23 protein-coding genes are annotated in these 25494 nt (G+C 63.4%); all 23 read right to left on the reverse strand.

Annotation, left to right across the window (positions count from 1 at the left end; genetic code table 11):
- Window positions 1-21: 21 nt before the first annotated feature.
- Window positions 22-579: a 50S ribosomal protein L5 gene (rplE, locus tag ACVWYQ_RS08530; protein WP_025036988.1), complete on the reverse strand. Its 558-nt coding sequence runs from the start codon at window positions 577-579 to the stop codon at window positions 22-24.
- Window positions 572-886, reverse strand: a complete 315-nt coding sequence (gene rplX / locus ACVWYQ_RS08535; RefSeq protein ID WP_456725573.1) for a 50S ribosomal protein L24 — start codon at window positions 884-886, stop codon at window positions 572-574. The genes rplE and rplX overlap by 8 nt, the downstream gene beginning before the upstream one ends.
- Window positions 886-1254 (reverse strand): 50S ribosomal protein L14, encoded by a 369-nt coding sequence (rplN, locus tag ACVWYQ_RS08540; protein WP_007603030.1) that lies wholly within the window; start codon window positions 1252-1254, stop codon window positions 886-888. The genes rplX and rplN overlap by 1 nt, the downstream gene beginning before the upstream one ends.
- A gap of 84 nt (window positions 1255-1338) precedes the next feature.
- Window positions 1339-1587, reverse strand: coding sequence for a 30S ribosomal protein S17 (gene rpsQ / locus ACVWYQ_RS08545; protein ID WP_024342452.1), 249 nt, complete (start codon window positions 1585-1587; stop codon window positions 1339-1341).
- 13 nt (window positions 1588-1600) lie between these two features.
- Window positions 1601-1807: a 50S ribosomal protein L29 gene (gene rpmC, locus ACVWYQ_RS08550; protein ID WP_025036989.1), complete on the reverse strand. Its 207-nt coding sequence runs from the start codon at window positions 1805-1807 to the stop codon at window positions 1601-1603.
- A gap of 5 nt (window positions 1808-1812) precedes the next feature.
- Window positions 1813-2226, reverse strand: a complete 414-nt coding sequence (rplP, locus tag ACVWYQ_RS08555) for a 50S ribosomal protein L16 (RefSeq protein ID WP_008136349.1) — start codon at window positions 2224-2226, stop codon at window positions 1813-1815.
- Between the two features lie 30 nt (window positions 2227-2256).
- Window positions 2257-2982, reverse strand: coding sequence for a 30S ribosomal protein S3 (gene rpsC / locus ACVWYQ_RS08560; protein WP_036011029.1), 726 nt, complete (start codon window positions 2980-2982; stop codon window positions 2257-2259).
- A gap of 17 nt (window positions 2983-2999) precedes the next feature.
- Complete coding sequence (gene rplV / locus ACVWYQ_RS08565) at window positions 3000-3386, reverse strand: 50S ribosomal protein L22 (protein ID WP_008549264.1); 387 nt, start codon at window positions 3384-3386, stop codon at window positions 3000-3002.
- Window positions 3387-3396: 10 nt separating this feature from the next.
- A complete protein-coding gene (gene rpsS / locus ACVWYQ_RS08570) occupies window positions 3397-3675 on the reverse strand; it encodes a 30S ribosomal protein S19 (RefSeq protein ID WP_008136357.1) in 279 nt (92 codons plus the stop codon).
- A gap of 12 nt (window positions 3676-3687) precedes the next feature.
- Window positions 3688-4521, reverse strand: coding sequence for a 50S ribosomal protein L2 (rplB, locus tag ACVWYQ_RS08575; protein WP_024342450.1), 834 nt, complete (start codon window positions 4519-4521; stop codon window positions 3688-3690).
- Between the two features lie 12 nt (window positions 4522-4533).
- On the reverse strand, window positions 4534-4836 hold the full coding sequence (locus tag ACVWYQ_RS08580; RefSeq protein WP_025036992.1) for a 50S ribosomal protein L23: 303 nt from the start codon (window positions 4834-4836) through the stop codon (window positions 4534-4536).
- Window positions 4833-5453, reverse strand: coding sequence for a 50S ribosomal protein L4 (gene rplD, locus ACVWYQ_RS08585; protein ID WP_018647243.1), 621 nt, complete (start codon window positions 5451-5453; stop codon window positions 4833-4835). The genes ACVWYQ_RS08580 and rplD overlap by 4 nt, the downstream gene beginning before the upstream one ends.
- A 1-nt stretch (window position 5454) precedes the next feature.
- Window positions 5455-6168, reverse strand: a complete 714-nt coding sequence (gene rplC / locus ACVWYQ_RS08590) for a 50S ribosomal protein L3 (protein WP_271544514.1) — start codon at window positions 6166-6168, stop codon at window positions 5455-5457.
- 52 nt (window positions 6169-6220) lie between these two features.
- On the reverse strand, window positions 6221-6529 hold the full coding sequence (gene rpsJ, locus ACVWYQ_RS08595) for a 30S ribosomal protein S10 (protein WP_002712302.1): 309 nt from the start codon (window positions 6527-6529) through the stop codon (window positions 6221-6223).
- 81 nt (window positions 6530-6610) lie between these two features.
- Window positions 6611-7801, reverse strand: coding sequence for an elongation factor Tu (tuf, locus tag ACVWYQ_RS08600; RefSeq protein WP_025036994.1), 1191 nt, complete (start codon window positions 7799-7801; stop codon window positions 6611-6613).
- A gap of 40 nt (window positions 7802-7841) precedes the next feature.
- Window positions 7842-9914 carry an elongation factor G gene (gene fusA, locus ACVWYQ_RS08605; protein ID WP_036027596.1) on the reverse strand — a complete coding sequence of 691 codons (2073 nt, stop codon included), beginning with the start codon at window positions 9912-9914 and terminating at the stop codon, window positions 7842-7844.
- Between the two features lie 33 nt (window positions 9915-9947).
- Entirely contained in the window at window positions 9948-10418 is a 471-nt protein-coding gene (rpsG, locus tag ACVWYQ_RS08610) for a 30S ribosomal protein S7 (RefSeq protein WP_018647239.1), read from the reverse strand.
- 15 nt (window positions 10419-10433) lie between these two features.
- Window positions 10434-10805 (reverse strand): 30S ribosomal protein S12, encoded by a 372-nt coding sequence (gene rpsL, locus ACVWYQ_RS08615; protein ID WP_007603006.1) that lies wholly within the window; start codon window positions 10803-10805, stop codon window positions 10434-10436.
- Window positions 10806-11701: 896 nt separating this feature from the next.
- Window positions 11702-13747, reverse strand: coding sequence for an ABC transporter ATP-binding protein (locus ACVWYQ_RS08620; RefSeq protein ID WP_271544517.1), 2046 nt, complete (start codon window positions 13745-13747; stop codon window positions 11702-11704).
- A gap of 134 nt (window positions 13748-13881) precedes the next feature.
- Window positions 13882-15936, reverse strand: a complete 2055-nt coding sequence (locus ACVWYQ_RS08625) for an FAD-dependent oxidoreductase (RefSeq protein WP_404540298.1) — start codon at window positions 15934-15936, stop codon at window positions 13882-13884.
- A gap of 193 nt (window positions 15937-16129) precedes the next feature.
- On the reverse strand, window positions 16130-20326 hold the full coding sequence (gene rpoC, locus ACVWYQ_RS08630) for a DNA-directed RNA polymerase subunit beta' (RefSeq protein ID WP_036011015.1): 4197 nt from the start codon (window positions 20324-20326) through the stop codon (window positions 16130-16132).
- A gap of 129 nt (window positions 20327-20455) precedes the next feature.
- Complete coding sequence (rpoB, locus tag ACVWYQ_RS08635) at window positions 20456-24580, reverse strand: DNA-directed RNA polymerase subunit beta (RefSeq protein WP_158668572.1); 4125 nt, start codon at window positions 24578-24580, stop codon at window positions 20456-20458.
- Window positions 24581-25063: 483 nt separating this feature from the next.
- Window positions 25064-25444: a 50S ribosomal protein L7/L12 gene (gene rplL / locus ACVWYQ_RS08640; protein ID WP_036027614.1), complete on the reverse strand. Its 381-nt coding sequence runs from the start codon at window positions 25442-25444 to the stop codon at window positions 25064-25066.
- Window positions 25445-25494: the final 50 nt, after the last annotated feature.

The raw sequence follows: 25494 nt of genomic DNA on the forward strand, positions 1-25494 counted from the left end.
GAGAGGCTCTAAGTCAGCGTCTCACTGCCGGAACGGGAAATTGAAAGCGGTCAACAAGGCCCTCGCCTCTTCGTCGGTCTTGGCCGTGGTGCAGACGGTGATGTCCATACCGCGGGCTTCCGTGACCTTGTCGAAGTCGATCTCGGGGAAAATGATGTGCTCCTTGATGCCGAGCGAGTAGTTGCCGCGGCCGTCGAAGCTCTTCGGGTTCAGACCGCGGAAGTCGCGCACGCGCGGCAACGCGACGTTCACCAGGCGATCGATGAACTCGTACATGCGGGCCTTGCGCAGCGTGACCTTGCAGCCGATCGGCTGGTTCTCACGCAGCTTGAAGGTCGCGATCGCAATGCGCGAATAGGTCACGATCGCCTTCTGGCCGGCGATCTGGGTCAATTCGGCGGCGGCGGTCTCGGCCTTCTTGCGGTCGTTGACGGAATCGCCAACGCCCATGTTCAGCACGACCTTGTCCAGGCGCGGAACCTGCATGACGTTCTCGTAACCGAACTTCTCGGTCAGAGCCGTGCGGATCTTCGCGTCATATTCCGCGCGCAGGCGCGGCGTGTAAGCGGCCTCAGCCATCGATCTCAGCTCCCGAGCTCTTGGCGATGCGGACCTTCTTGCCGTCCGCCAGAATCTTGAATCCGACGCGGGTCGGCTTCCCGTCCTTACCGACATACGCGATGTTGGACAGTTGGATCGGCGCCTCTTTCGAGATGATGCCGCTCTCCTGGGCCTGCGTCTGCTTCTGGTGACGCTTGACCATGTTGATGCCACGCACCAGCGCAGTGCCGGCGTCGGGGCGAACCTCGAACACTTCGCCGGTGCGGCCCTTGTCGCGGCCGGTCAGCACGACGACCTTGTCGCCCTTGCGGATCTTCGCAGCCATCACAGCACCTCCGGCGCGAGCGAGATGATCTTCATGTGGTTCTTGGCGCGCAGCTCGCGCGGCACCGGCCCGAAGATACGGGTGCCGACCGGCTCGGACTGGTTGTTGATCAGCACGGCGGCGTTGCGGTCGAAACGGATGACCGAGCCGTCGGCGCGGCGGATGTCCTTGCGGACGCGCACCACGACGGCCTTCATCACGTCGCCCTTCTTCACCTTGCCACGCGGAATGGCTTCCTTGATCGACACGACGATGATGTCGCCGATCGTGGCGTAGCGGCGCTTGGAGCCTCCGAGCACCTTGATACACATGACACGGCGTGCGCCAGAATTGTCGGCCACGTCGAGGTTGGTCTGCATCTGAATCATTGATGCACCTCGTCCTCTTTCTCTTTGCGCCAGCCCAGCCGGCGCTCAACATTTCCCTGAAGTCAGTCGGCTAAAGCCAACAGATCAGGCGCTTTTCTTGTGTTCGCCCCGGATCACGACCCAGCGCTTCAACTTCGAAATCGGCTTCGTTTCCTCGATCCACACCATGTCGCCCGGCTTGAACTGGTTGCTCTCGTCGTGCGCGTGGTAGTTCTTCGAACGGCGGATCGTCTTCTTGTAGATCGGGTGCGTGAAGCGGCGGTCGACGCGCACCACGATGGTCTTGGCTTGCTTGTCGCTGACGACCACGCCCTGCAAAGTACGTTTCGGCATCTTCGTAAGCCTCTTACTTCTTCTTCGCGCGCGTCTGCGCGGCGATGGTCTTGATCCGGGCGATGTCACGGCGGGCCTCGCGCAGGCGCGAGGTGTTCTCGAGCTGCCCGGTGGCGCGCTGGAAGCGCAGGTTGAAGCGCTCCTTCTTCAGGTTCAGGATGGCCTCATCCTGCTGGTCGGGGCTCATCGCGCGGATGTCTTCGATCTTCATCTGTGCCATGGCCATTACTCCGCAATGCGCTCGACGAAGCGCGTCTTGATCGGCAGCTTGGCGGCCGCCAGGGTCAGCGCCTCACGCGCCGTCTGGGTGTTGACGCCGTCGATCTCGAACAGCACCCGGCCCGGCTTGACGCGCGCGACCCACAATTCCGGCGAACCCTTGCCGGAGCCCATGCGAACTTCGGCCGGCTTCTTCGACACCGGAACGTCGGGGAACACGCGGATCCAGACGCGGCCGGCGCGCTTCATGTGGCGGGTCAGCGCGCGGCGGGCGGCTTCGATCTGGCGCGCGGTGACGCGCTCAGGCTCGGTCGCCTTCAGGCCGAACTGGCCGAACGCCAACGTCGCGCCCGAAGACGCAACGCCGTGGATGCGGCCCTTATGCGCCTTCCGGAACTTCGTTTTCTTAGGTTGCATCATGGCTTTAAGCCCTCAAATTCCTGTCTGGCCTTAGGCAGCGGCCGTCTCGCGGCGCTGACGGCCACCGCGATCGCCACTGCCGCCGGTCTCGCCTTCGGCCATTCTCTTGTCCTGGGCCATCGGATCGTGCTCGAGGATCTCGCCCTTGAAGATCCAGACCTTGACGCCGCAGGTGCCGAAGGTCGTGAACGCGGTCGCAACGCCGTAGTCGATGTCGGCACGCAGCGTGTGCAGCGGCACGCGGCCTTCGCGGTACCACTCCATGCGCGCGATTTCCGCACCGCCCAGACGTCCCGAGCAGTTGATGCGGATGCCCTCCGCGCCGAGACGCATCGCCGACTGCACGGCGCGCTTCATGGCACGGCGGAACGCCACGCGGCGCTCGAGCTGCTGCGCGATCGATTCGGCCACCAGCGTCGCATCGAGCTCCGGCTTGCGGATCTCGACGATGTTGATGACGACGTCGGACGAGGTGATGTCCGCGACCCTCTTGCGCAGCTTGTCGATGTCGGCGCCCTTCTTGCCGATCACCACGCCCGGACGGGCCGAGTGGATCGTGACGCGGCACTTCTTGTGCGGACGCTCGATCACGATGCGGGCGACGGCCGCCTGCTTGAGCTCCTTATGCAGGATCTCGCGGATCTTGACGTCCTCGTGCAGCAGCTTGCCGTATTCCTGCTTGCCGGCGAACCAGCGGGAATCCCAGGTCCGGTTGATGCCGAGACGCAGACCGATCGGATTGATCTTTTGACCCATCGTGTTCTCCTGCGCCCTTAAGCGGCGGCTTCAGCTTCGACCTGACGAACGATGATCGTCAGCTGCGAAAACGGTTTGTAGACACGGCCCGAGCGGCCGCGGCCGCGGGCGGCGAAGCGCTTCATCACGAGGCCGTTGCCGACAAAGGCCTGCGCCACGACGAGATCGTCGACGTCGAGGTCGTGGTTGTTCTCGGCGTTGGCGATCGCCGATTCCAGGCACTTCTTCACGTCGACCGCGATCCGCTTGCGCGAAAACTGCAGGTCGGCGAGCGCGGCAGACGCCTTCCGGCCGCGAATGAGCTGGGCGACCAGGTTGAGCTTCTGCGGGCTCACCCGCAGCATCCGGGCGACCGCCTTGGCCTCGTTGTCGGCGAGGCTCCGTTCGCGCTTAGGTTTGCTCATCGTTTAATCCTCAAGCCTTCTTGGCTTTCTTGTCGCCGGAGTGGCCATGGAAGGTCCGGGTCGGCGAGAACTCGCCGAACTTGTGACCGACCATTTCCTCATTCACGGCCACCGGCACGTGCTTCTGACCGTTGTAGACGCCGAAGGTCAGGCCGACGAATTGCGGCAGGATCGTCGAGCGACGGCTCCAGATCTTGATGACGTCGTGACGGCCGGACGCGCGCGCGGCATCTGCCTTCTTGAGCAGAGAACCCTCGACGAACGGGCCTTTCCAGACTGAACGAACCATGTCCGGCGTTCCTTACTTCTTCCGCTTGTGGCGGCTTAGGAGAATGAATTTGTTGGTCGACTTGTTGGTGCGGGTCTTCTTGCCCTTGGTCGGCTTGCCCCACGGGGTGACCGGGTGGCGGCCGCCCGAGGTACGACCTTCACCACCGCCGTGCGGATGGTCGATCGGGTTCATCGCAACACCGCGGTTGTGCGGCCTGCGGCCCATCCAACGCTTGCGACCGGCCTTGCCGATCGAGGTGTTCATGTGATCCGGGTTCGACACCGCGCCGATCGTGCCGCGGCAACGACCGTGCACCAGGCGCTGCTCGCCCGAGTTCAGGCGGATGATGACGTAGTCCTGGTCACGGCCAACGAGCTGGGCGTAGGTACCGGCAGAGCGCGCCAGCTGGCCGCCCTTGCCGATCTTGACCTCGATGTTGTGGATGATCGTGCCGACCGGCATGTTGCCGAGCGGCATGACGTTGCCCGGCTTCACGTCGACGTAATTGCCGGCGATGATCGTGTCGCCCACCGCCAGGCGCTGCGGCGCCAGGATGTAGGCCTGCTCGCCGTCCTGATACTTGATCAGGGCGATGAAACCGGTGCGATTGGGATCATACTCGAGACGCTCGACGGTCGCGGGCACGTCGATCTTCTCACGCTTGAAGTCGACGGTACGCAGCGTCTGCTTGTGACCACCGCCGCGGAAGCGCACGGTGATGCGGCCGGTGTTGTTGCGGCCGCCCGAGGACTTCTTGCCCTCGGTGAGCGCCTTGACCGGCTTGCCCTTGTAGAGAGCCGAACGATCGACCATGACCAGCTGGCGCTGGCCCGGCGTCGTGGGATTGAATGTCTTCAGTGCCATCGTCGTACGACCTTACAGACCGGTGGTGACGTCGATCCGGTGACCCTCTTCGAGGGTCACGATCGCGCGTTTGCTGTTCGACTGCGAGCCGATGGTGCCGCGGAAGGCCTTGACCTTGCCCTTGCGGACCAGCGTGTTGACGCTCTTGACCTTGACGTCGAACAGCTTCTCGATCGCTTCCTTGATCTGCGGCTTGGTCGCCTTGGCGGCCACCTTGAACAGCACCTTGTTGTGCTCCGAGGCGATCGTCGCCTTTTCGGTCACGACCGGCGACAGGATCACGTCGTAGTGGCGAGGCTCGATGTTCTTGCTCATTTGAAGCGCGCCTCCAGCGCATCGATGGCGGCCTTGGTCAGAACGAGCTTCTGACGGCGCAGGATGTCATAGACGTTGATGCCCTGGATCGGCAGCACGTCCATGTTCGGGATGTTGCGAGCCGCAGCGGCGAAGCCGTTGTTGAGCTCGGCACCGTCGATGATCAGCGCGTTGGTGAGGCCGAGGCCCGAGAAGTGGCCGAGCAGCGCCTTGGTCTTGGCGGCTTCCAGCGCGGCCTTCTCGATCACGACGAGATCGCCGTCCTTGGCCTTGGCCGAGAGCGCGTGCTTCAGAGCGAGCGCACGAACCTTCTTCGGCAGGTCGGTCGCGTGCGAACGCACCACCGGACCGAAGGCACGACCGCCTCCGCGGAACTGCGGCACGCGGGCCGAGCCGTGACGAGCACCGCCGGTGCCCTTCTGCTTGTACATCTTCTTGCCGGTGCGCCAGATCTCGGCGCGGCCCTTGGCCTTGTGCGTGCCGGCCTGGCGCTTGTTGAGCTGCCACTGCACGCAGCGCGCGATGATGTCCTCGCGCGGCTCGAGGCCGAAAATGGCGTCGGACAGCTGGACGGAGCCGGCTTCCTTACCTTCGAGGGTGGTGACCTTCAATTCCATCTCACGCCTCCTGCGCAGCCGGAGCGGCTTCCGCGTCGCCAGCAACCTTGAACTTGCCGGGCTTCGGGGCTTCCTTCGGCAGCGGCTTCTTGACGGCGTCGCGCACGCGGATCCAGCCGCCCTTGGAGCCTGGAACGGCGCCTTCGACGAGGATCAGGCCGCGCTCGACATCGGTCTGGACGACGCGAAGGTTGAGCGTGGTGATGCGGTCGACACCCATGTGGCCGGGCATCTTCTTGTTCTTCCAGGTCTTGCCGGGGTCCTGGCGGCCACCGGTCGAACCGATCGAGCGGTGCGAGATCGACACACCGTGCGTGGCGCGCAGACCGCCGAAGTTCCAGCGCTTCATGCCGCCGGCGAAGCCCTTACCGACCGAGGTGCCGGTGACGTCGACGAACTGGCCGACGACGAAGTGGTCGGCCAGGATCTCGGCGCCGACCGGGATCATGGCGTCCGCGGTGACGCGGAATTCCTCGACCCGGCGCTTCGGCTCGACCTTGGCGACCGCGAACTGGCCGCGCTCGGCCTTCGGCATGTAAACGGTCTTGCGGCTGCCAGAACCGAGCTGGAGCGCGACGTAACCGTTCTTCTCTTCGGTGCGGTGGCCTACGACCTGGCAATTGCCGAGCTTCAGCACGGTCACGGGGATATGTTCGCCGGCCTCCGTGAAGACCCGCGTCATCCCGACCTTTTGTGCGATCACTCCGGAGCGCATCGGCTTGCTTCCTGTTCTCTTTGTCCGCTTTTGGCGAACGGGATCCAAAATCTTAGAGCTTGATCTCGACGTCGACACCGGCGGCCAAGTCGAGCTTCATCAAAGCGTCGACGGTCTGCGGGGTCGGATCGACGATGTCGAGCAGGCGCTTGTGAGTGCGCATCTCGAACTGTTCGCGGCTCTTCTTGTCGACGTGGGGCGAACGGTTGACGGTGAACTTCTCGATGCGGGTGGGCAGCGGAATGGGTCCGCGGACCTGCGCGCCGGTGCGCTTCGCCGTGTTCACGATCTCACGGGTCGACGTATCGAGGATACGATGGTCGAACGCCTTGAGACGGATACGAATGTTTTGGCCGTTCATTGCCGAATCTTTCTTAGTGAGTGGCGAGTAGCGAATAGCGAATAGAAACTATTCGCCACTCGCCATTCCCTATTCGCGTTGTTACTCGATGATCGAGGCGACGACGCCGGCGCCGACGGTGCGGCCGCCTTCGCGGATCGCGAAGCGGAGCTTCTCTTCCATCGCGATCGGCACAATCAGGTGCACTTCCATCGCGATGTTGTCGCCCGGCATCACCATCTCGGTGCCTTCCGGCAGGTGCACGACACCGGTCACGTCGGTGGTGCGGAAGTAGAACTGCGGACGGTAGTTGGTGAAGAACGGGGTGTGGCGACCGCCCTCTTCCTTGGTGAGGATGTAGGCCTCAGCCTTGAACTTGGTGTGCGGCTTGACCGAACCGGGCTTGGCCAGAACCTGGCCGCGCTCGACGTCCTCGCGCTTGGTGCCGCGGAGCAGCGCGCCGATGTTGTCGCCGGCCTGGCCCTGATCGAGCAGCTTGCGGAACATTTCGACGCCGGTGACGGTGGTCTTCTGGGTGGCGCGGAGACCGACGATCTCGATTTCCTCGCCGACCTTGACGACGCCGCGCTCGACACGGCCGGTCACGACGGTGCCGCGGCCCGAGATCGAGAACACGTCTTCAACCGGCATCAGGAACGGCTGGTCGATCGGACGCTCCGGCTGCGGGATGTACTCGTCGACGTTCTTCATCAGCTCGAGGATGGCGTCGTGGCCGAGCTTCTTGTCGGAGTCTTCGAGAGCGGCGAGCGCCGAACCCTTGATAATCGGGATCTTGTCGCCGGGGAATTCGTACTTGGAGAGCAGCTCGCGGACTTCGAGCTCGACGAGCTCGAGCAGCTCCGGATCGTCGACCATGTCGCACTTGTTGAGGAACACGACGAGCGCGGGCACGCCGACCTGGCGGGCGAGCAGGATGTGCTCGCGGGTCTGCGGCATCGGGCCGTCAGCGGCCGACACAACCAGGATCGCGCCGTCCATCTGGGCAGCGCCGGTGATCATGTTCTTGACGTAGTCGGCGTGGCCGGGGCAGTCGACGTGGGCGTAGTGGCGGTTCGGCGTCTCGTACTCGACGTGCGCGGTCGAGATGGTGATGCCGCGGGCCTTCTCTTCCGGCGCCTTGTCGATCTGGTCGTACGCGGTGAACGTCGCACCGCCGGCTTCGGCGAGAACCTTGGTGATCGCCGCGGTCAGCGACGTCTTGCCATGGTCGACGTGACCGATGGTGCCGATGTTGCAGTGCGGCTTGGTACGTTCAAACTTTGCTTTGGCCATTTGACTCTCCGTTCAATCGTCAGCTTTCAACCGACGACAATCAGGCAAACTTCTTCTGGACTTCTGCCGACACGTTGGCCGGCGCTTCTGCGTAGTGATCGAACTGCATGGTGAAGGTCGCGCGACCCTGGCTCATCGAGCGCAGATTGTTCACGTAACCGAACATGTTCATGAGCGGCACCATCGCGTTGATGACGTTGGCGTTGCCGCGCATGTCCTGACCCTGGATCTGACCGCGCCGGGAATTCAGGTCGCCGATGACCGAGCCGGTGTAGTCTTCCGGGGTCACCACCTCGACCTTCATGATCGGCTCGAGCAGGACCGACTTGCCCATCTGCAGCGCTTCGCGGAAGCAGGCGCGCGAGGCGATTTCGAAGGCGAGCGCCGACGAGTCGACGTCGTGATACTTGCCGTCGACGAGCTGCACCTTGACGTCGACCACGGGGAAGCCCGCGACCACGCCGGACGACAGCACGCTCTCCAGGCCCTTCTCGACGCCCGGGATGTATTCCTTCGGCACCGCGCCACCGACGATCTTCGATTCGAACTCGAAGCCCTTGCCGGCTTCGTTCGGCTCGACGATGAACGACACGGCCGCAAACTGGCCAGTACCGCCGGTCTGCTTCTTGTGGGTGTAGCTGTGCTCGACCCGCTTGGTGATGCGCTCACGGAACGCCACCTGCGGCGCGCCGATGTTGGCGTCGACCTTGTAGGTGCGCTTGAGGATGTCGACCTTGATGTCGAGGTGGAGTTCGCCCATGCCCTTGAGGATGGTCTGGCCGGACTCGTGGTCGGTCGACACGCGGAAGGACGGATCCTCCGCGGCGAGCTTGGCCAGCGCCACGCCCAGCTTCTCCTGGTCGGCCTTGGACTTCGGCTCGATCGCGATCTCGATGACCGGCTCGGGGAATTCCATCTTCTCCAGGATCACCTGCTTGTCGGGATCGCACAGCGTGTCACCGGTGCGCGCTTCCTTCAGGCCGGCCAACGCGACGATGTCGCCAGCATAGGCTTCCTTGATGTCCTCGCGGTTGTTCGCATGCATCAACAGCATGCGCCCGATCCGCTCCTTCTTCTCGCGGGTCGAGTTCACGACGCCGGTGCCGCTCTGCAGAATGCCGGAATAGATGCGGCAGAAGGTGATGGTGCCGACGAACGGGTCGTCCATGATTTTGAACGCGAGCAGCGCCAGCGGCTCCTTGTCGTCCGCCTTGCGCACGACCTCGTTGCCCTTGTCGTCGGTGCCCTTGATCGCGGGCACGTCGAGCGGCGACGGCAGATAGTCGACCACGGCGTCGAGCAGCGGCTGCACACCCTTGTTCTTGAAGGCCGAGCCGCACAGCACGGGATAAAACGCGCCAGTCAGCACCGCCTTGCGGATCAGGCGCTTCAGGGTCGCCTCGTCCGGCTCCTTGCCGTCGAGATAGGCGGCCATGGCATCGTCGTCGAGCTCGACGGCGGCTTCCACCATCTTCTCGCGGTATTCCTTGGCCTGGTCGGCAAGGTCTTCCGGAATATCGACATAATCGAACTTGGCGCCGAGCGATTCATCGTTCCAGACGACGCCCTTCATCTTCACGAGGTCGACGAGACCCTTGAAGTTGTTCTCGGCACCGATCGGAAGCTGGATCGCGACGGGCTTGGCGCCCAGACGGTCGACGATGTCCGCCAGACACTTGAAGAAGTCGGCACCGATCTTGTCCATCTTGTTGGCGAAGACGATGCGCGGAACCTTGTACTTGTCGCCCTGGCGCCAGACGGTCTCGGTCTGAGGCTCGACGCCCTGGTTGGAGTCGAGCACGCAGACGGCGCCGTCGAGCACGCGGAGCGAACGCTCGACTTCGATGGTGAAGTCGACGTGACCGGGAGTGTCGATGATGTTCAGGCGCTTGCCGTTCCAGAACGCGGTGGTCGCAGCCGAGGTGATCGTGATGCCACGCTCCTGCTCCTGCTCCATCCAGTCCATCGTCGCGGCACCTTCGTGCACTTCGCCGATCTTGTGGCTCTTGCCGGTGTAATAGAGGATGCGCTCGGTCGTCGTGGTCTTGCCGGCGTCGATATGCGCCATGATACCGAAGTTACGGTAGTCCTCGATGGCATGTTGGCGGGGCATAGGGTGTTCCTTGCGAGTCCGTTTGTTTCGCCGTTACCAGCGATAGTGCGAGAAGGCGCGGTTGGCTTCCGCCATCCGGTGCACGTCTTCGCGCTTCTTGACGGCGTTCCCCCGGTTGTTCGATGCGTCCAAAAGCTCCGCCGAGAGCCGCTCGGTCATCGTCTTCTCGTTGCGCTCGCGCGCAGCCGCGATCAGCCAGCGAATGCCGAGCGCCTGCCGGCGGGTCGAGCGGACCTCGACCGGAACCTGGTAAGTCGCGCCGCCGACGCGGCGGGAGCGAACCTCGATGGTCGGCATGACGTTCTCGAGCGCCTGCTCGAACACGCCGAGCGGGTTCTGCTTGGTCTTGGATTCGATGATGCCGAACGCACCATAGACGATGCCTTCCGCAACCGACTTCTTGCCGGCGTACATCACCGAGTTCATGAACTTCGTGACGATGATGTTCCCGAACTTCGGATCCGGAAGAACTTCGCGCTTTTCCGCAGAGTGGCGACGAGACATAGGCTTGGTTCCCGCTTACTTCGGACGCTTGGCGCCGTACTTCGAACGACGCTGCTTACGGTTCTTGACGCCCTGGGTGTCCAGAACGCCGCGGAGGATGTGATAGCGCACGCCCGGCAAGTCCTTGACGCGGCCGCCGCGGATCATGACCACCGAGTGCTCCTGGAGGTTATGGCCCTCGCCGGGGATGTAGCCGATCACCTCAAAGCCGTTGGTCAGGCGCACCTTGGCAACCTTACGAAGCGCCGAGTTCGGCTTCTTCGGGGTCGTGGTGTAGACGCGCGTGCAAACACCACGCTTCTGCGGCGACTGCTGCAGCGCCGGCACCTTCTTGCGCGACTTCTGCACTTCCCGCGGTTGAGCGATCAGCTGGTTGATCGTCGGCATTCTGGCCTTCACCCTTTTTCTGCCGCGGCCCCTCGCGGGTCCGCTGTCTTGCCGCGGCCCGTCACCGGGTCCGCAAATTCTGCTCGAGCTACCCGCCCGAACGGGCCGCCTGGCGCGAATGATCCGCGCAAAGCGAAATTGCGCCAACCGCTCCATCAACGAGCGGAAAGCGCTTCGACGCCACAGAGGACCGCAGTCTCGAAGCCGTTCCAGCGTAACGCCGCGGCCCGCGCACTGAGGTCATGCATCCGAATTCGATCTCAAGAGAACGTGCTCGAGAGAACTAAAGTCGCACTGGCATTGCCTAGCTATGATCGACAGCGTTTGAGCGGCATTCGTCGAGGTTGGTGCCCGTCTTTGCGACCCCTGGCAGATCTAGTCTTTGGGGATCAACGGGTGGCCCGTTCCGACGCTGGCGATGCTCACCGCCTGTCGTTAAGTGAGGCGCTTTCTATAAGTGAGAATCGGTCAAGTCAAGGTGAAACGACAGTCACAAAGCGCTTCATGCGCCTGCAAAAAATAGCCTCTTGGCCGACTCCCCGCACCTGCCTGATATGGGATCGAGGCGATTGACCTGCCAGATCTGAAAACAATTATACCCGGGCTTAATGTAGTTTTATTACCAGGCTCAGGGGTGTTTCTCCTGCCTGCGCTCAGTTTGCTGGCTGGTGGCCGGTCAACCAGGCGCCCGCCGCGATGCCCGGTGTGACGGGGCTTCAGCCCGGACTGGTCGATCCGCGAATGGCTCTTGCCCCAAACCATGCGTGCGAAAAAAAAACGCGGCGTCGCGGCGGCCGAACGCCTTGCATCAGAGAATCGACGAGTCGGCGCTGAACCGCGCGTTGCCTGTGAGACGAGGCGATCAGACGCGGCCCCTCGAAGCTGACCGCCCGCGGTTACTCCTCCTCGTCGTCCTCATCGTCATCGAGGTCTTCGTCCTCGTCGTCATCATCGCGGTCGGCGTCGGCGTGAGCTGCCGCGGCATGGGACTGGTGGATCTGGTCGTTCCACAGCTTGCGATAGGTGCCATTCTTGGCGAGCAGCTCGGCATGGGAACCGCGCTCGATCGCCCTGCCCCCTGAAATCACGATGATCTCGTCCATCTCGACCACCGAGGTCAGGCGGTGGGTCGACCAGATCATGGTGCGACCCTTGGCGACCCTGAGCAGCGTACGGTTGATCGCAGCCTCGGTGGTCTGGTCCAGCGCCGAGGTGGCTTCGTCCAGCAGCAGCACGGAGGGGTTACGGATGATCGCGCGCGCGATCGCGATGCGCTGGCGCTGGCCGCCCGACAGTGTGTCGCCGCGCTCGCCGACCGGCGTGTCGTAGCGCTGCGGCAGGCTCATGATGTAGCGGTGGATCTCGGCCTTCTTGGCCGCCTCCTCCACCTCCTCGTCGGTTGCGCCCTCCTTGCCGAGCCGGATGTTCTCGCGGATCGACATGTTGAACAGCATGTTCTCCTGGAACACCACCGCCATGCTCCGGCGCAGCGAGTCCAGCGTCACCTTGCGGACGTCGACGCCGTCGATGGTGACGCGGCCTTCGTCGGGCACGTAGAGCCGCAGGATCAGATTGAGCAGCGTGCTCTTACCGGAGCCGCTCGGACCGACGATCGCGATGCGCTTGCCGGCATCGAGCTTGAGGCTGAGATTGTCCAGCACCGGCGTCTGACTGCCCTCGTACTGGAAGGTGACGTGATCGAAGGTAATGTCGTGGGTGATGCGCGGCAGATCTGGCGCGCCCGGCCGATCGGCGCTGCGGGTCGGCTCGTCGAGCAATTCCTGGATGTGGCGGATCGCAGCGGCCGAGGAGATCGACACCGGGATGAAATGCATCACATGGGCGATGTTGTAGGAGACCTCCCAGAACGCGCTCTCGAAGGTGACGAAGGTGCCGATGGTGATATGGCCCTTGGTCGCCAGATACGCGCCGATCGCGAGCACCACAAGGTGCAGGAGGAGCACCGAGATGGTGACGGTCCGCTCCACCATGGTCGAGAGGAATGTGGCCGAGGCCATCTTGTTGCGGGTCTCGTCGTTGCGCAACCGGAAGAAGCCGAACATCTTGCGTTGCAGGCTGAACGCCTTGATGACCGCCTGGGCGGCCACGTTCTCCTGGACTTGGCCCAGCAACGCCGATTCATTGAGCTTCTGTTCGTAATTGGCCTGCACCGCCTTCGGCGTCAGGATCCGCGGGCCGATCAGCGTGATCGGGAACACCAGCAGCGCGACGACGGCGAGCTGCCAGTTGAGGAACAGCATCAGGATGATGCCGGCGATCAGCTCCAGGAACGGCAGCGCGGCACTGTTGGCGAACGTCTTGACCGAGCCTTCGAAGGCCGAGAGATCGACCGAGAAGCGCGATAGGATCTCGCCGCGCCTGGTGCGGCCGAAATAGGCGGCGGGCAGGTCCTGGACGTGCTCGAACAGGCGTTTGCGAACATCGGAGATGACGCAAGCGGCGAGTCGCGCGTCCCAGCGTTCGTACCAGACCGCAACGATCGAGGTGAAGATGCCGGCGACGGCGAGCACGCCGAGGATCTTGTAGAGCGCTTGAAAATCCTCCTCGCCGAGCGCATCGTCGATCAGGAACTTGAGGCTGAGCGGCATGATGACGTTGAACAACGTCTCGACCACGACGCCGAATGCCACGAATGACAGCATCCGCTTGTAGTTGGAGAGATAGGGCTTGACGAACCCGACAATGGTCGCAAGGGCCCCGGCGGCTTCGCGCGCGGTAAAGACGACGAGGTCCTCGTCCTCATCGTCCTCGTCGAGCTCCAGCTCGTCATCCCCCTCGTCTTCGGCGTCCTCGTCGTCCTTGAGATCCGGCTTGGCAGCGTCGGCGAGCTTGCCATCGAGCCCGGCCGCCTCCTCCGCGGCGAGCTTCTGTTGATCGGGAGATAGAGGCTTGTCGCCAGGCAAGAAAGGCTTGGATGCCATGAAACCAACCGATGCTGACGGCCGGCATGACCGCAGAGAACGCAGGAAATAGCGGCAACCGCTATTGCACCGATTTTATGCGATCAAGATGAATTCGGCAAAACAATTGGCGAATTCGGTTGGCGTCCCCCAGGCTAGTCCTCGTCCTCGACCTTGTCGAAGAAGGAATAGCGCAAGCTGTCCGCGTCGGCGTACCACTGCCCCGGCCCCTTGTTGGCGGCGAGCGTCGCCTCCCACAGCGCATCGGTGCAATCCTTGCGGTGCATCGACAGGTCGAAGCCGTTGCCGAAAAACAGTTCGGACCATTCCCACCAGGTGCCGAGCTTCTTGACTCCGCGCAAGAGGTCGTAGCGGTCGATCAATGCCGGCGCCATGTCCGAGGTGATGGAGCCGAACACGAGGCCGGTCTTGACCACGCGGTTGAGCTCGCGGATCGCGCGGACCACTTGCTTCGGGGAAACGTGGCAGAGGCTGGTCTCGAACACGAAGTCGAACGTGCCGTCCTTGAACGGCATCTCGGTGATCGTGCCGAGCTTGTTGTACTTCTTCAGCGATTTCGGCGTCCTGGCGTGGATCGCGGGGTTGTTCTCGATTCCCCATGCATCGATGCCGCGATCGCGCAGGGCGCCGACCAGTTCGCCGCTGGCGGAGCCCGCGACCAGCAGCTTGGCGCCCGCCGCCCTGCCCCAGACAATGCCAATCAGCGTCGTCAGGTAGTCGGGATCGGTGAAGTGCCGCCACGCCTGGTGATAGGGGCCGAGACCGCGATAATTCTCGAAATATTTGCGATCGATCTTGTCCGAGAGCGGCTTGTCGTCCTGCGCGCGCTGGCGGCGCAGGCGCATCATCTCGGTCAGGATGATGTCGGTCGCCGCGTCCGAGGAATCGAGCAGGCCGTTGAGCGTCGAATCGAACAGATAGTCGCCAACCACCACGATGCCGGGGTGCTCCTTCGGCTCGGGCCGGTGATTGGTCATGACGTCGCGCGCGGGCAAACCACCAGGCAGCGCGTTCACCGAGGACAGCCAGCGGTGGATCTTGCCTTCCATGAAGTGCAGACGCGCATCGCCGAGAGAAGCCGGCAGCGATTTCAGGGCGGCATCGATCAGCTCCTGGTCCGACAGATTGGCAAAAGCCAGCGCATCGGAGCCGGGAATGAGCCAGTTCAGAACACCATGCTTGCCGACGTCGTGACGTGCGCCCTCGTTGTAGACGCAGCAGCCGCCGAAGGCTTCCGACATGAACCAGGCGCCCGGAATCTTGTCGCCCCAGAACGGCTCGTCGAACAGGATCGAGACGCGCAGATAGTGCGCGGGCCGGTCGAAATAGGCGACGTGCTTGACCATCGACCTGCGCAGCTGCTCGCCCTCCCAGCCGAGAGTGGCGAGCCAGGAATGCGGCAGGCAGACCAGCACGAGATCGAAGTCACGGGTCTCCGGCCCCTTGCCGTTCATCATCTTGAGCTGATACCGGCCGGTCGGCGCCTTGCCGACGGTGAGCACGCGGTGATTGAGCTGGATGTCGGCATTGACCTTCGACTGCAGGCACTCGATCAGCTGCTCGTTGCCGTTCTGGATGGAATAGAGGCCGATATAGCCGTCGACGTCCATCAGATAGTTCTTGAGCGCGTTGAGGCCGTTGGTGTTGTGGCTCTCGGTCGCGATGTCGGAACGCGCCATTACCTTGAAGAAGCGCTTTGCGGTGACGTCCTCGACCTCCTCGTCGAGCACCTGCTCGGCGGTCTTGTAGGCCCAGGGATGTTCGTTGTCGTGCGCGCCGACACCCTCGTAATATTCCACCGGCGACATCACCTCGGCGCAGCGCTTGCGGAAGGCTTCGATCGCGGCGGCAGTCTTGGCGCCGTATTTGCGGCGCATGCCGGGAACGTCGTTGAGCAGCTCACCGCCGAACTGCACCTGCTCGGCATCCATCGGAATGGTCTGAAGGCCGAAATGCTGGATCAGCTCGCGCAGAGGATCCGGGCCTGTCATGGAGTAGTCGTAGATCTCGGCAACGCCGGCCTCGTACATCGCGGGCGCCGAATCGAACTTGCGGGTGACGATCTTGCCGCCGAGCCTGTCGGAGGCCTCGTAGATGGTGACGCGGCAGAGGTCGCCGAGCTTGCGCTTCAGGTACCAGGCGCTCATCAGCCCGCCGGGGCCGCCGCCTACGATTGCGAGATCAAGCATGAGAGTTCCGTGGTCTTCCGGCCCTGCCCCCTTGGCGGGACCACCGGTCTAAGGCGCCATAGCACAAGCGCTTTTGCGGCTGAAGGAAAGATGAACAAAGGTTGATCCCGCATCGCAACAAGCAAACAAAGCAGCAAAAAGGCCGGCGAAAGCCGGCCTTTTCATTGTCCTCGGTATTCCTACGGATGAACGATCATTCCGCGGGCGGCAGCGCAGGAAGCTCGGCTTCCGGCGCCGGCGACACGACGGCGGCCTGCTTCTCGCGCTCGTCCAGGATCAGCTTGTCGCGCTTCATGGCGACTTCGCGGATCTTGGCCATGGAGGCGCCGGTGCCCGCCGGGATCAGCCGGCCGACGATGACGTTCTCCTTGAGGCCTTCGAGCGGGTCGATCTTGCCGTTGACCGCCGCCTCGGTGAGGACGCGGGTGGTCTCCTGGAACGATGCCGCCGAGAAGAAGGAGCGGGTCTGGAGGCTCGCCTTGGTGATGCCGAGCAGAACCGGCGTTCCCGTGGCGGGCTTCTTGCCCTCTTCCTTGGCCTTCACGTTGAGCGCGTCGAACTCGATCTTGTCGACCTGCTCGCCGGAGATCATGTCCGTGTCGCCCTGGTCGGTGATTTCCACCTTCTGGAGCATCTGACGGACAATCACCTCGATGTGCTTGTCGTTGATGAGCACGCCCTGAAGCCGGTAGACCTCCTGGATCTCGTTGACCAGATAGGCAGCGAGCTCCTCGATGCCCTTGACCGCGAGGATGTCGTGCGGCGCCGGGTTGCCTTCCACGATGAAGTCGCCCTTTTCGACGACGTCGCCGTCCTGAAGGTGGATGTGCTTGCCCTTCGGGATCAGGTACTCGCGCGGCTCGTCGGTCTTGTCCATCGGCTCGATCGAGATGCGACGCTTGTTCTTGTAGTCGCGCCCGAACCGGATGGTGCCCGCGATTTCGGCGATGATCGCCGCATCCTTCGGGCGCCGAGCCTCGAACAGTTCCGCCACCCGCGGCAGACCGCCGGTGATGTCACGCGTCTTGGCGCTTTCGGTCGAGACACGGGCGAGGATGTCGCCCGGCTGGACCTTGGCTCCGATGTCGACCGAGAGAATGGCGTCGACCGACAGCATGTAGCGGGCATCGCCGCCACGGGCGAGCTTGAGCACCTTGCCGTCCTTGCCCTTGACCACGATGGCCGGACGCAGGTCCGAGCCGCCGCGCGTCGAGCGCCAGTCGATGACCACACGCTTGGCGATACCGGTGGCCTCGTCGAGCGTTTCCGAGATCGACTGCCCCTCGACCAGATCCTCGAAGCCAATGGTTCCTTCGACCTCGGTGAGCAGCGGACGGGTGTAGGGATCCCACTCGACGATGCGCTGGCCGCGCTTGACCATGTCGCCCTCGTCGACGTGCAGACGCGAACCGTACTGGATCCGGTGCGTCGCACGCTCGGTGCCGTCGGCATCGACGATCGCGACAACCATGTTGCGCACCATCGCGATAAGGTGACCTTCGCTGTTGCGGGCGATGGCCTTGTTCCTGATCACGATCTTGCCGTCGAAGTTGGCTTCGACGAAGGACTGCTCGTTGAGCTGCGCCGCACCGCCGATGTGGAAGGTGCGCATGGTGAGCTGGGTGCCCGGCTCGCCGATCGACTGCGCCGCGATGACGCCAACCGCTTCGCCGTGGTTGACCGGCGTGCCGCGGGCGAGGTCGCGGCCGTAGCACTTGCCGCAGATGCCGTTGACGAGCTCGCAGGTCAGTGCCGAGCGGATCTTCACCTCCTGGATGCCGGCCTGGTGGATGGCATCCACGTGGCTCTCTTCCATCAGCGTATCGCGCTTGACGATCACCTGGCCCGAGCTGTCACGCACGTCTTCGCAGGCCGTGCGTCCGAGGATGCGCGAGCCGAGCGAGGCGACCACAGTACCGGCGTCGACGATGGCGCGCATCTTGATGCCGAGCTTGGTGCCGCAGTCGCTCTGCGTGATGATGCAGTCCTGCGCCACGTCGACGAGACGACGGGTCAGGTAGCCGGAGTTCGCGGTCTTCAACGCGGTGTCCGCGAGGCCCTTGCGGGCGCCGTGGGTCGAGTTGAAGTACTCGAGCACCGAGAGGCCTTCCTTGAAGTTCGAGATGATCGGCGTCTCAATGATCTCGCCCGACGGCTTGGCCATCAGGCCGCGCATGCCGGCGAGCTGGCGCATCTGGGCCGGCGAACCGCGGGCACCGGAGTGAGCCATCATGTAGATCGAGTTGATGTCGGCGTCGGCTCCGCTCGCCGTCTTCTTGGTGGCGGAGATCTCCTTCATCATCGCCTTGGCGATTTCTTCCGTGGCCTTCGACCAGGCGTCGACGACCTTGTTGTACTTCTCGCCATGGGTGATCAGGCCGTCGTTGTACTGCTGCTCGAAATCCTTCGCCAGCGTACGGGTGGTGTCGACGATCTTCCACTTGCCGTGCGGCACGACCATGTCGTCCTTGCCGAACGAGATGCCGGCCTTGAACGCGTTGTAGAAGCCGAGCGCCATGATGCGGTCGCAGAAGATCACCGTCTCCTTCTGGCCGCAGTGGCGGTAGACCTGGTCGATGACGCCGGAGATCTCGCGCTTGGTCATCAGCTTGTTGATGATCTCGTAGGAGATGCGCGGGTTCTTCGGCAGCAGATTGCCGAGCATGACGCGGCCCGCCGTGGTCTCGATCCAGCGCTTGGAGACCTTGCCGGTCTCGTCCATGCCTTCCCACCGGTACTTGATCTTGGTGTGGAGGTGGATGACCTTCGCGTGCAGCGCATGCTCGAGCTCGGCCATGTCGCCGAATACCTTGCCCTCGCCGGGCAGGCCTTCGCGCATGATCGAGACGTAGTACAGACCGAGCACGATGTCCTGCGACGGCACGATGATCGGCTGGCCGTTCGCCGGATGCAGGATGTTGTTGGTCGACATCATCAGGACGCGCGCTTCCAGCTGCGCTTCGAGCGACAGCGGAACGTGCACGGCCATCTGGTCGCCGTCGAAGTCGGCGTTGAACGCGGAGCAGACCAGCGGGTGAAGCTGGATCGCCTTGCCCTCGATCAGCACGGGCTCGAATGCCTGAATGCCGAGGCGGTGCAGCGTCGGGGCGCGGTTGAGCAGCACCGGATGCTCGCGGATCACCTCGTCCAGGATGTCCCAGACCTCGGGCCGCTCCTTCTCGACCAGCTTCTTGGCCTGCTTCACGGTGGTGGACAGGCCCTTGGCGTCGAGCCGCGAATAGATGAACGGCTTGAACAGCTCGAGCGCCATCTTCTTCGGCAGGCCGCACTGATGCAGGCGCAGCTCGGGACCGACCACGATCACCGAACGGCCTGAATAGTCGACGCGCTTGCCGAGCAGGTTCTGGCGGAAGCGGCCCTGCTTGCCCTTGAGCATGTCGGCGAGCGACTTCAGCGGACGCTTGTTGGCGCCGGTGATGACGCGGCCGCGGCGGCCGTTGTCGAACAGCGCATCGACCGCTTCCTGAAGCATGCGCTTCTCGTTGCGGATGATGATGTCGGGCGCGCGCAGCTCCATCAGCCGCTTCAAGCGGTTGTTGCGGTTGATGACGCGGCGATAGAGGTCGTTGAGATCAGAGGTCGCGAAACGGCCGCCGTCCAGCGGCACCAGCGGACGCAGGTCCGGCGGAATCACCGGGATCACGGTCATGATCATCCATTCCGGCTTGTTGCCGGAATGGCGGAACGCTTCCACGATCTTCAGACGCTTGGCGAGCTTCTTGTGCTTGATGTCGGAGTCGGTCTCCTGCATCTCGGCACGCAGCGAGGCCTCGAGCTTCTCGAGGTCCATGCCCTTGAGCAGCTCGCGGATCGCCTCGGCGCCGATCATGGCGGTGAAGCTGTCCTGGCCGTACTCGTCCTGCGCCTTCAGATACTCGTCTTCCGACAGCAGCTGACGGTCCTTCAGCGCGGTGAGGCCCGGCTCGAGCACGACGTAATATTCGAAGTAGAGGATCCGCTCGAGATCCTTCAGCGTCATGTCGAGCAGGAGGCCGATGCGCGAGGGCAGCGACTTCAGGAACCAGATGTGCGCGACGGGAGCTGCGAGCTCGATATGGCCCATGCGCTCGCGCCGGACGCGCGACAGCGTGACCTCGACCGAGCACTTCTCGCAGATGATGCCCTTGTACTTCATGCGCTTGTACTTGCCGCACAAGCACTCGTAGTCCTTGATCGGCCCGAAGATGCGGGCGCAGAACAGGCCGTCGCGCTCGGGCTTGAAGGTACGATAGTTGATGGTCTCCGGCTTCTTGATCTCGCCGTAGGACCAGGACAGAATCTTCTCTGGAGACGCGATCGAGATCCGGATCTGGTCGAAGACCTGAGCCGGCGTCGTCGGGTTGAAGAGATTCATAATTTCTTGGTTCATCGTCTTCTCCTCGCGTGCCGGTCGCCTCCGGCCGCAAATTCGAAAATCACTTCTGCATGGCGCCCTGCCCTCAAGGCCTCGGGCGGGGCGCCGATGCCCGGCCGCGAAGGCCGGGCATGACAGGTCGAGTTACTCGGCCGCTTCCGACGTCGGCGCCGGTCCCATCTTGGAGTTGTGCAGGTCGACGTTGAGGCCGAGCGAGCGCATTTCCTTGACCAGCACGTTGAACGATTCCGGAATACCGGCCTCGAACGTGTCGTCGCCGCGCACGATCGCCTCGTACACCTTGGTACGGCCGGCGACGTCGTCCGACTTCACCGTCAGCATCTCCTGGAGCGTGTACGCCGCGCCGTAAGCCTCGAGCGCCCAAACCTCCATTTCGCCGAAGCGCTGGCCGCCGAACTGCGCCTTGCCGCCCAGCGGCTGCTGGGTGACGAGCGAGTACGGACCGATCGAACGCGCATGGATCTTGTCGTCGACCAGATGGTGCAGCTTGAGCATGTAGATGTAGCCCACCGTCACCTTGCGATCGAACGGATCGCCGGTGCGGCCGTCATAGACGGTCGACTGACCCGAAGCGTCGAGACCGGCGAGCTTCAGCATCTCCTCGATATCGGCTTCCTTGGCACCGTCGAACACCGGGGTTGCGATCGGCACGCCGCGGCTGAGGTTATGGCCGAGTTCGAGCAGCTCGTTGTCGTTGAGTGACTTGATCGTCTCGTCCTCGCCGTAGACCTTCTTCAAGGTCTCCTTCAGCGGCTTGATGTCCTGCTTCGACAGGTACGCATCGACAGTCTGGCCGATACGCTTGCCGAGGCCGGCGCAGGCCCAGCCGAGATGGGTCTCGAGGATCTGTCCGACGTTCATGCGCGAAGGCACGCCGAGCGGATTGAGCACGATGTCGGCATGCGTGCCGTCTTCGAGGAACGGCATGTCCTCGATCGGCACGATCTTCGACACCACGCCCTTGTTGCCGTGGCGGCCGGCCATCTTGTCGCCGGGCTGGATCTTGCGCTTCACCGCGACGAAGACCTTGACCATCTTCATCACGCCGGGCGGCAATTCGTCACCGCGCTGAAGCTTCTCGACCTTGTCGAGGAAGCGCTGTTCGAGCCCCTTCTTCGACTCGTCGTACTGCTTCCGCATGGCCTCGATCTCGGCCATCAGCTTGTCGTTCGGCGAAGCGAACAGCCACCATTGCGACTTCGGATACTCCTCGAGCACCGCACGGGTGATCTTGGTGTCCTTCTTGAAGCCCTTGGGACCTGCAATGCCCTGCCGCCCCTCGAGCAGCTCGGCAAGACGGTTGTAGACGTTACGGTCCAGGATCGCCTGCTCGTCGTCGCGGTCCTTGGCGAGGCGCTCGATCTCCTCCCGCTCGATCGCCAGCGCACGCTCGTCCTTGTCGACGCCGTGGCGGTTGAACACGCGGACTTCGACGATGGTGCCCTGCACGCCCGGGGGAACGCGCAGCGAGGTGTCGCGGACGTCGGACGCCTTCTCGCCGAAAATGGCGCGCAGCAGCTTCTCTTCCGGCGTCATCGGGCTTTCGCCCTTCGGCGTGATCTTGCCGACCAGGATGTCGCCGGCGCGCACTTCCGCGCCGATGTAGACGATACCGGCTTCGTCGAGGTTCTTCAGCGCTTCTTCCGAGACGTTCGGAATGTCGCGGGTGATTTCCTCAGGTCCGAGCTTGGTGTCGCGGGCCATCACCTCGAACTCCTCGATGTGGATCGAGGTGAAGACGTCCTCCTTCACGATCCGCTCGGAGAGCAGAATCGAGTCTTCGAAGTTGTAGCCGTTCCACGGCATGAACGCGACCAGCACGTTGCGGCCGAGCGCGAGCTCGCCGAGATCGGTCGAGGGACCGTCGGCGATGATGTCGCCCTTCTTGACGACGTCGCCGACCTTCACCAGCGGACGCTGGTTGATGCAGGTCGACTGGTTGGAGCGCTGGTACTTCATGAGGCGGTAGATATCGACGCCCGACTTGGTCGGATCGAGATCTTCCGTGGCGCGGATGACGACGCGGGTCGCATCGATCTGGTCGATCACGCCCGAACGGCGCGCCGCGATCGCAGCGCCCGAGTCGCGGGCAACCACGCCCTCCATGCCGGTGCCGACGAACGGCGCCTCGGCGCGAACCAGCGGCACCGCCTGGCGCTGCATGTTCGAGCCCATCAGCGCGCGGTTGGCGTCGTCGTTCTCGAGGAACGGGATCAGCGCCGCGGCGACCGAAACGAGCTGCTTCGGCGACACGTCCATGTAGTCGACCTTGTCGGGCGTCATCGGCACGACGTCGCGGGTGCCACTCGAGCGGCAGACCACGAGGTCTTCGGTGAAGCGGCCCTTGGCGTCGACCGGCACGTTGGCCTGGGCCACGGAATAGCGCCCTTCCTCCATCGCCGACAGGTACACGACCTCGTCGGTGACACGGCCATCCTTGACCTTGCGATACGGCGTCTCGACGAAGCCGTACTTGTTCACGCGCGCGAAGGTCGCGAGCGAGTTGATCAGGCCGATGTTCGGACCTTCTGGCGTCTCGATCGGGCAGATGCGGCCGTAATGCGTCGGATGCACGTCGCGCACCTCGAAGCCGGCGCGCTCGCGGGTGAGACCGCCCGGTCCGAGCGCCGAGAGGCGGCGCTTGTGGGTGATCTCGCTGAGCGGGTTGGTCTGGTCCATGAACTGCGACAGCTGCGAGGAGCCGAAGAACTCGCGCACCGCGGCGGCCGCCGGCTTGGCGTTGATCAGGTCCTGCGGCATGACCGTGTCGATGTCGACAGAGGACATGCGCTCCTTGATCGCGCGCTCCATGCGCAACAGGCCGATGCGATACTGGTTCTCCATGAGCTCGCCGACCGAACGCACGCGGCGGTTGCCGAGATGGTCGATGTCGTCGATCTCGCCCTTGCCGTCGCGCAGATCCACCAGCGTCTTGATGACGGAGAGGATGTCCTCCTTGCGCAGCGTGCGCTGGGTATCGGGCGCATCGAGGTCGAGGCGCATGTTCATTTTGACGCGGCCGACCGCGGAGAGGTCGTAGCGCTCGGCGTCGAAGAACAGCGACTGGAACATGGCCTGCGCCGATTCCAGCGTCGGCGGCTCGCCCGGACGCATCACGCGGTAGATGTCGAACAGCGCGTCCTCGCGCGTCATGTTCTTGTCGGCCGAGAGCGTGTTGCGGATGTAGGGGCCGACATTGACGTGGTCGATGTCGAGCAGCGGCAGCTCTTTGTAGCCCTGCTCGTTGAGCGCCTTCATCAGCTTGTCGGTGATCTCCTCACCGGCCTCGGCGTGGATCTCACCGGTCTTGGGGTTGACGAGATCCTCGGCGACGTAATTGCCGACCAGCTCCTCGTCGGCCATGCGCAGCGCCTTCAGCCCCTTCTCCTGGAGCTGGCGGGCGGCGCGGACGGTGAGCTTCTTGCCGGCCTCGAGCACGACCTTGCCGGTGTCGGCATCGATCAGGTCGTTGACCGTGGAGTAGCCGCGGAAGCGGTTGGCGTCGAACGGAACGCGCCAGCCTTCCTTGGTCCGCTTGTAGAGAATCTTCTTGTAGAACGTGGACAGGATCGCCTCGCCGTCGAGGCCGAGGGCGAACATCAGCGACGTCACCGGAATCTTGCGGCGACGGTCGATACGCGCATAGACGATGTCCTTGGCGTCGAACTCGATGTCGAGCCAGGAGCCGCGGTACGGGATGACGCGGGCGGCGAACAGCAGCTTGCCCGAGGAATGGGTCTTGCCCTTGTCGTGGTCGAAGAACACGCCGGGCGAACGGTGCATCTGCGAGACGATGACGCGCTCGGTGCCGTTGACGATGAAGGTGCCGTTCATCGTCATGAGCGGGATGTCGCCCATGTAGACGTCCTGCTCCTTGATGTCCTTCACCGACTTCGCGCCGGTTTCCTCGTCGATATCGAACACGATGAGGCGCAGCGTCACCTTGAGGGGCGCAGCGAAGGTCATGCCGCGCTGGCGGCACTCGTCGACGTCGTATTTCGGCTGCTCGAACTCGTAGCGGACGAATTCCAGCATCGAGGTGCCGGAGAAGTCGGAGATCGGAAACACCGAGCGGAACACCGCCTGCAGACCCTCGTCGAGACGTCCGCCCTGGGGTTCGTCCACCATCAGGAACTGGTCATAGGACGCCTTCTGAACCTCGATGAGGTTCGGCATCTCGGCGACTTCCTTGATGTGTCCGAAGAACTTGCGAACGCGTTTGCGACCGGTGAATGTCTGCTGCGCCATCGTGGCCTCTCATTTTCGTCGCCCGCCCTGGGCGCACCGTCCGGACCGCGGCTGCCACCGCTTTCCGGGTTGAATTTTCGAACCCGTCTTGGGGGGCCGGAGACGCAGTTTCAGGCGCCGATGTCCTGAATCTGTTCTTCAGACCTTCAAAACGCAAAACGACGCGCGGGGCGCAGATGCGCGCCCGCCCGTCACAACGATCATCTTCACGGACTGCAAAAGCCCGAAATAGCCTGCTCTCCCAACGGCTTACAGGGAAATCCGGCATCCCTGCCCACCGCGCTTTCGTGCTGCCGACCCGATATGGGGCGACAATAGTGCAGATTCGAGGGTCAAACCCTCAAATCCCCACACTTTTTCGTGTTTGGCCTGCGTCGGATCGTTCCGTCGCACGCCTTTTGCATTCCGGTCCACCCTCTCGAAGGGGGACTAGGATCCCGGGCAGAGCTGTTGCCTGCCCGGGATCCCGCCAGTAAGCAGTGCTTACTTGAGCTCGACCTTGGCGCCAGCCTTCTCGAGCTGGGCCTTGATCTTGTCGGCTTCGTCCTTGTTCACGCCTTCCTTCAGCGGCTTCGGAGCACCCTCGACGAGGTCCTTTGCTTCCTTCAGGCCGAGACCGGTGATGGCGCGGACTTCCTTGATGACCTCGATCTTCTTGTCGCCGGCGCTGGCGAGAACGACCGTGAACTCGGTCTTCTCTTCCGCCGGAGCGGCAGCACCGCCGCCGCCAGCAGCCGGGCCGGCCACGGCGACAGCCGCGGCAGCCGAAACGCCCCACTTCTCTTCGAGGAGCTTCGCGAGTTCGGCAGCTTCGAGCACGGTCAGGCTCGAGAGGTCGTCAACGATCTTCTGCAGGTCAGCCATTGTTCAGTTTCCTTAACTGTAAGTCTGGTTCGGGTTTGAGTTTTGCGAAG

This window comes from Bradyrhizobium sp. USDA 3397 (assembly GCF_054060965.1).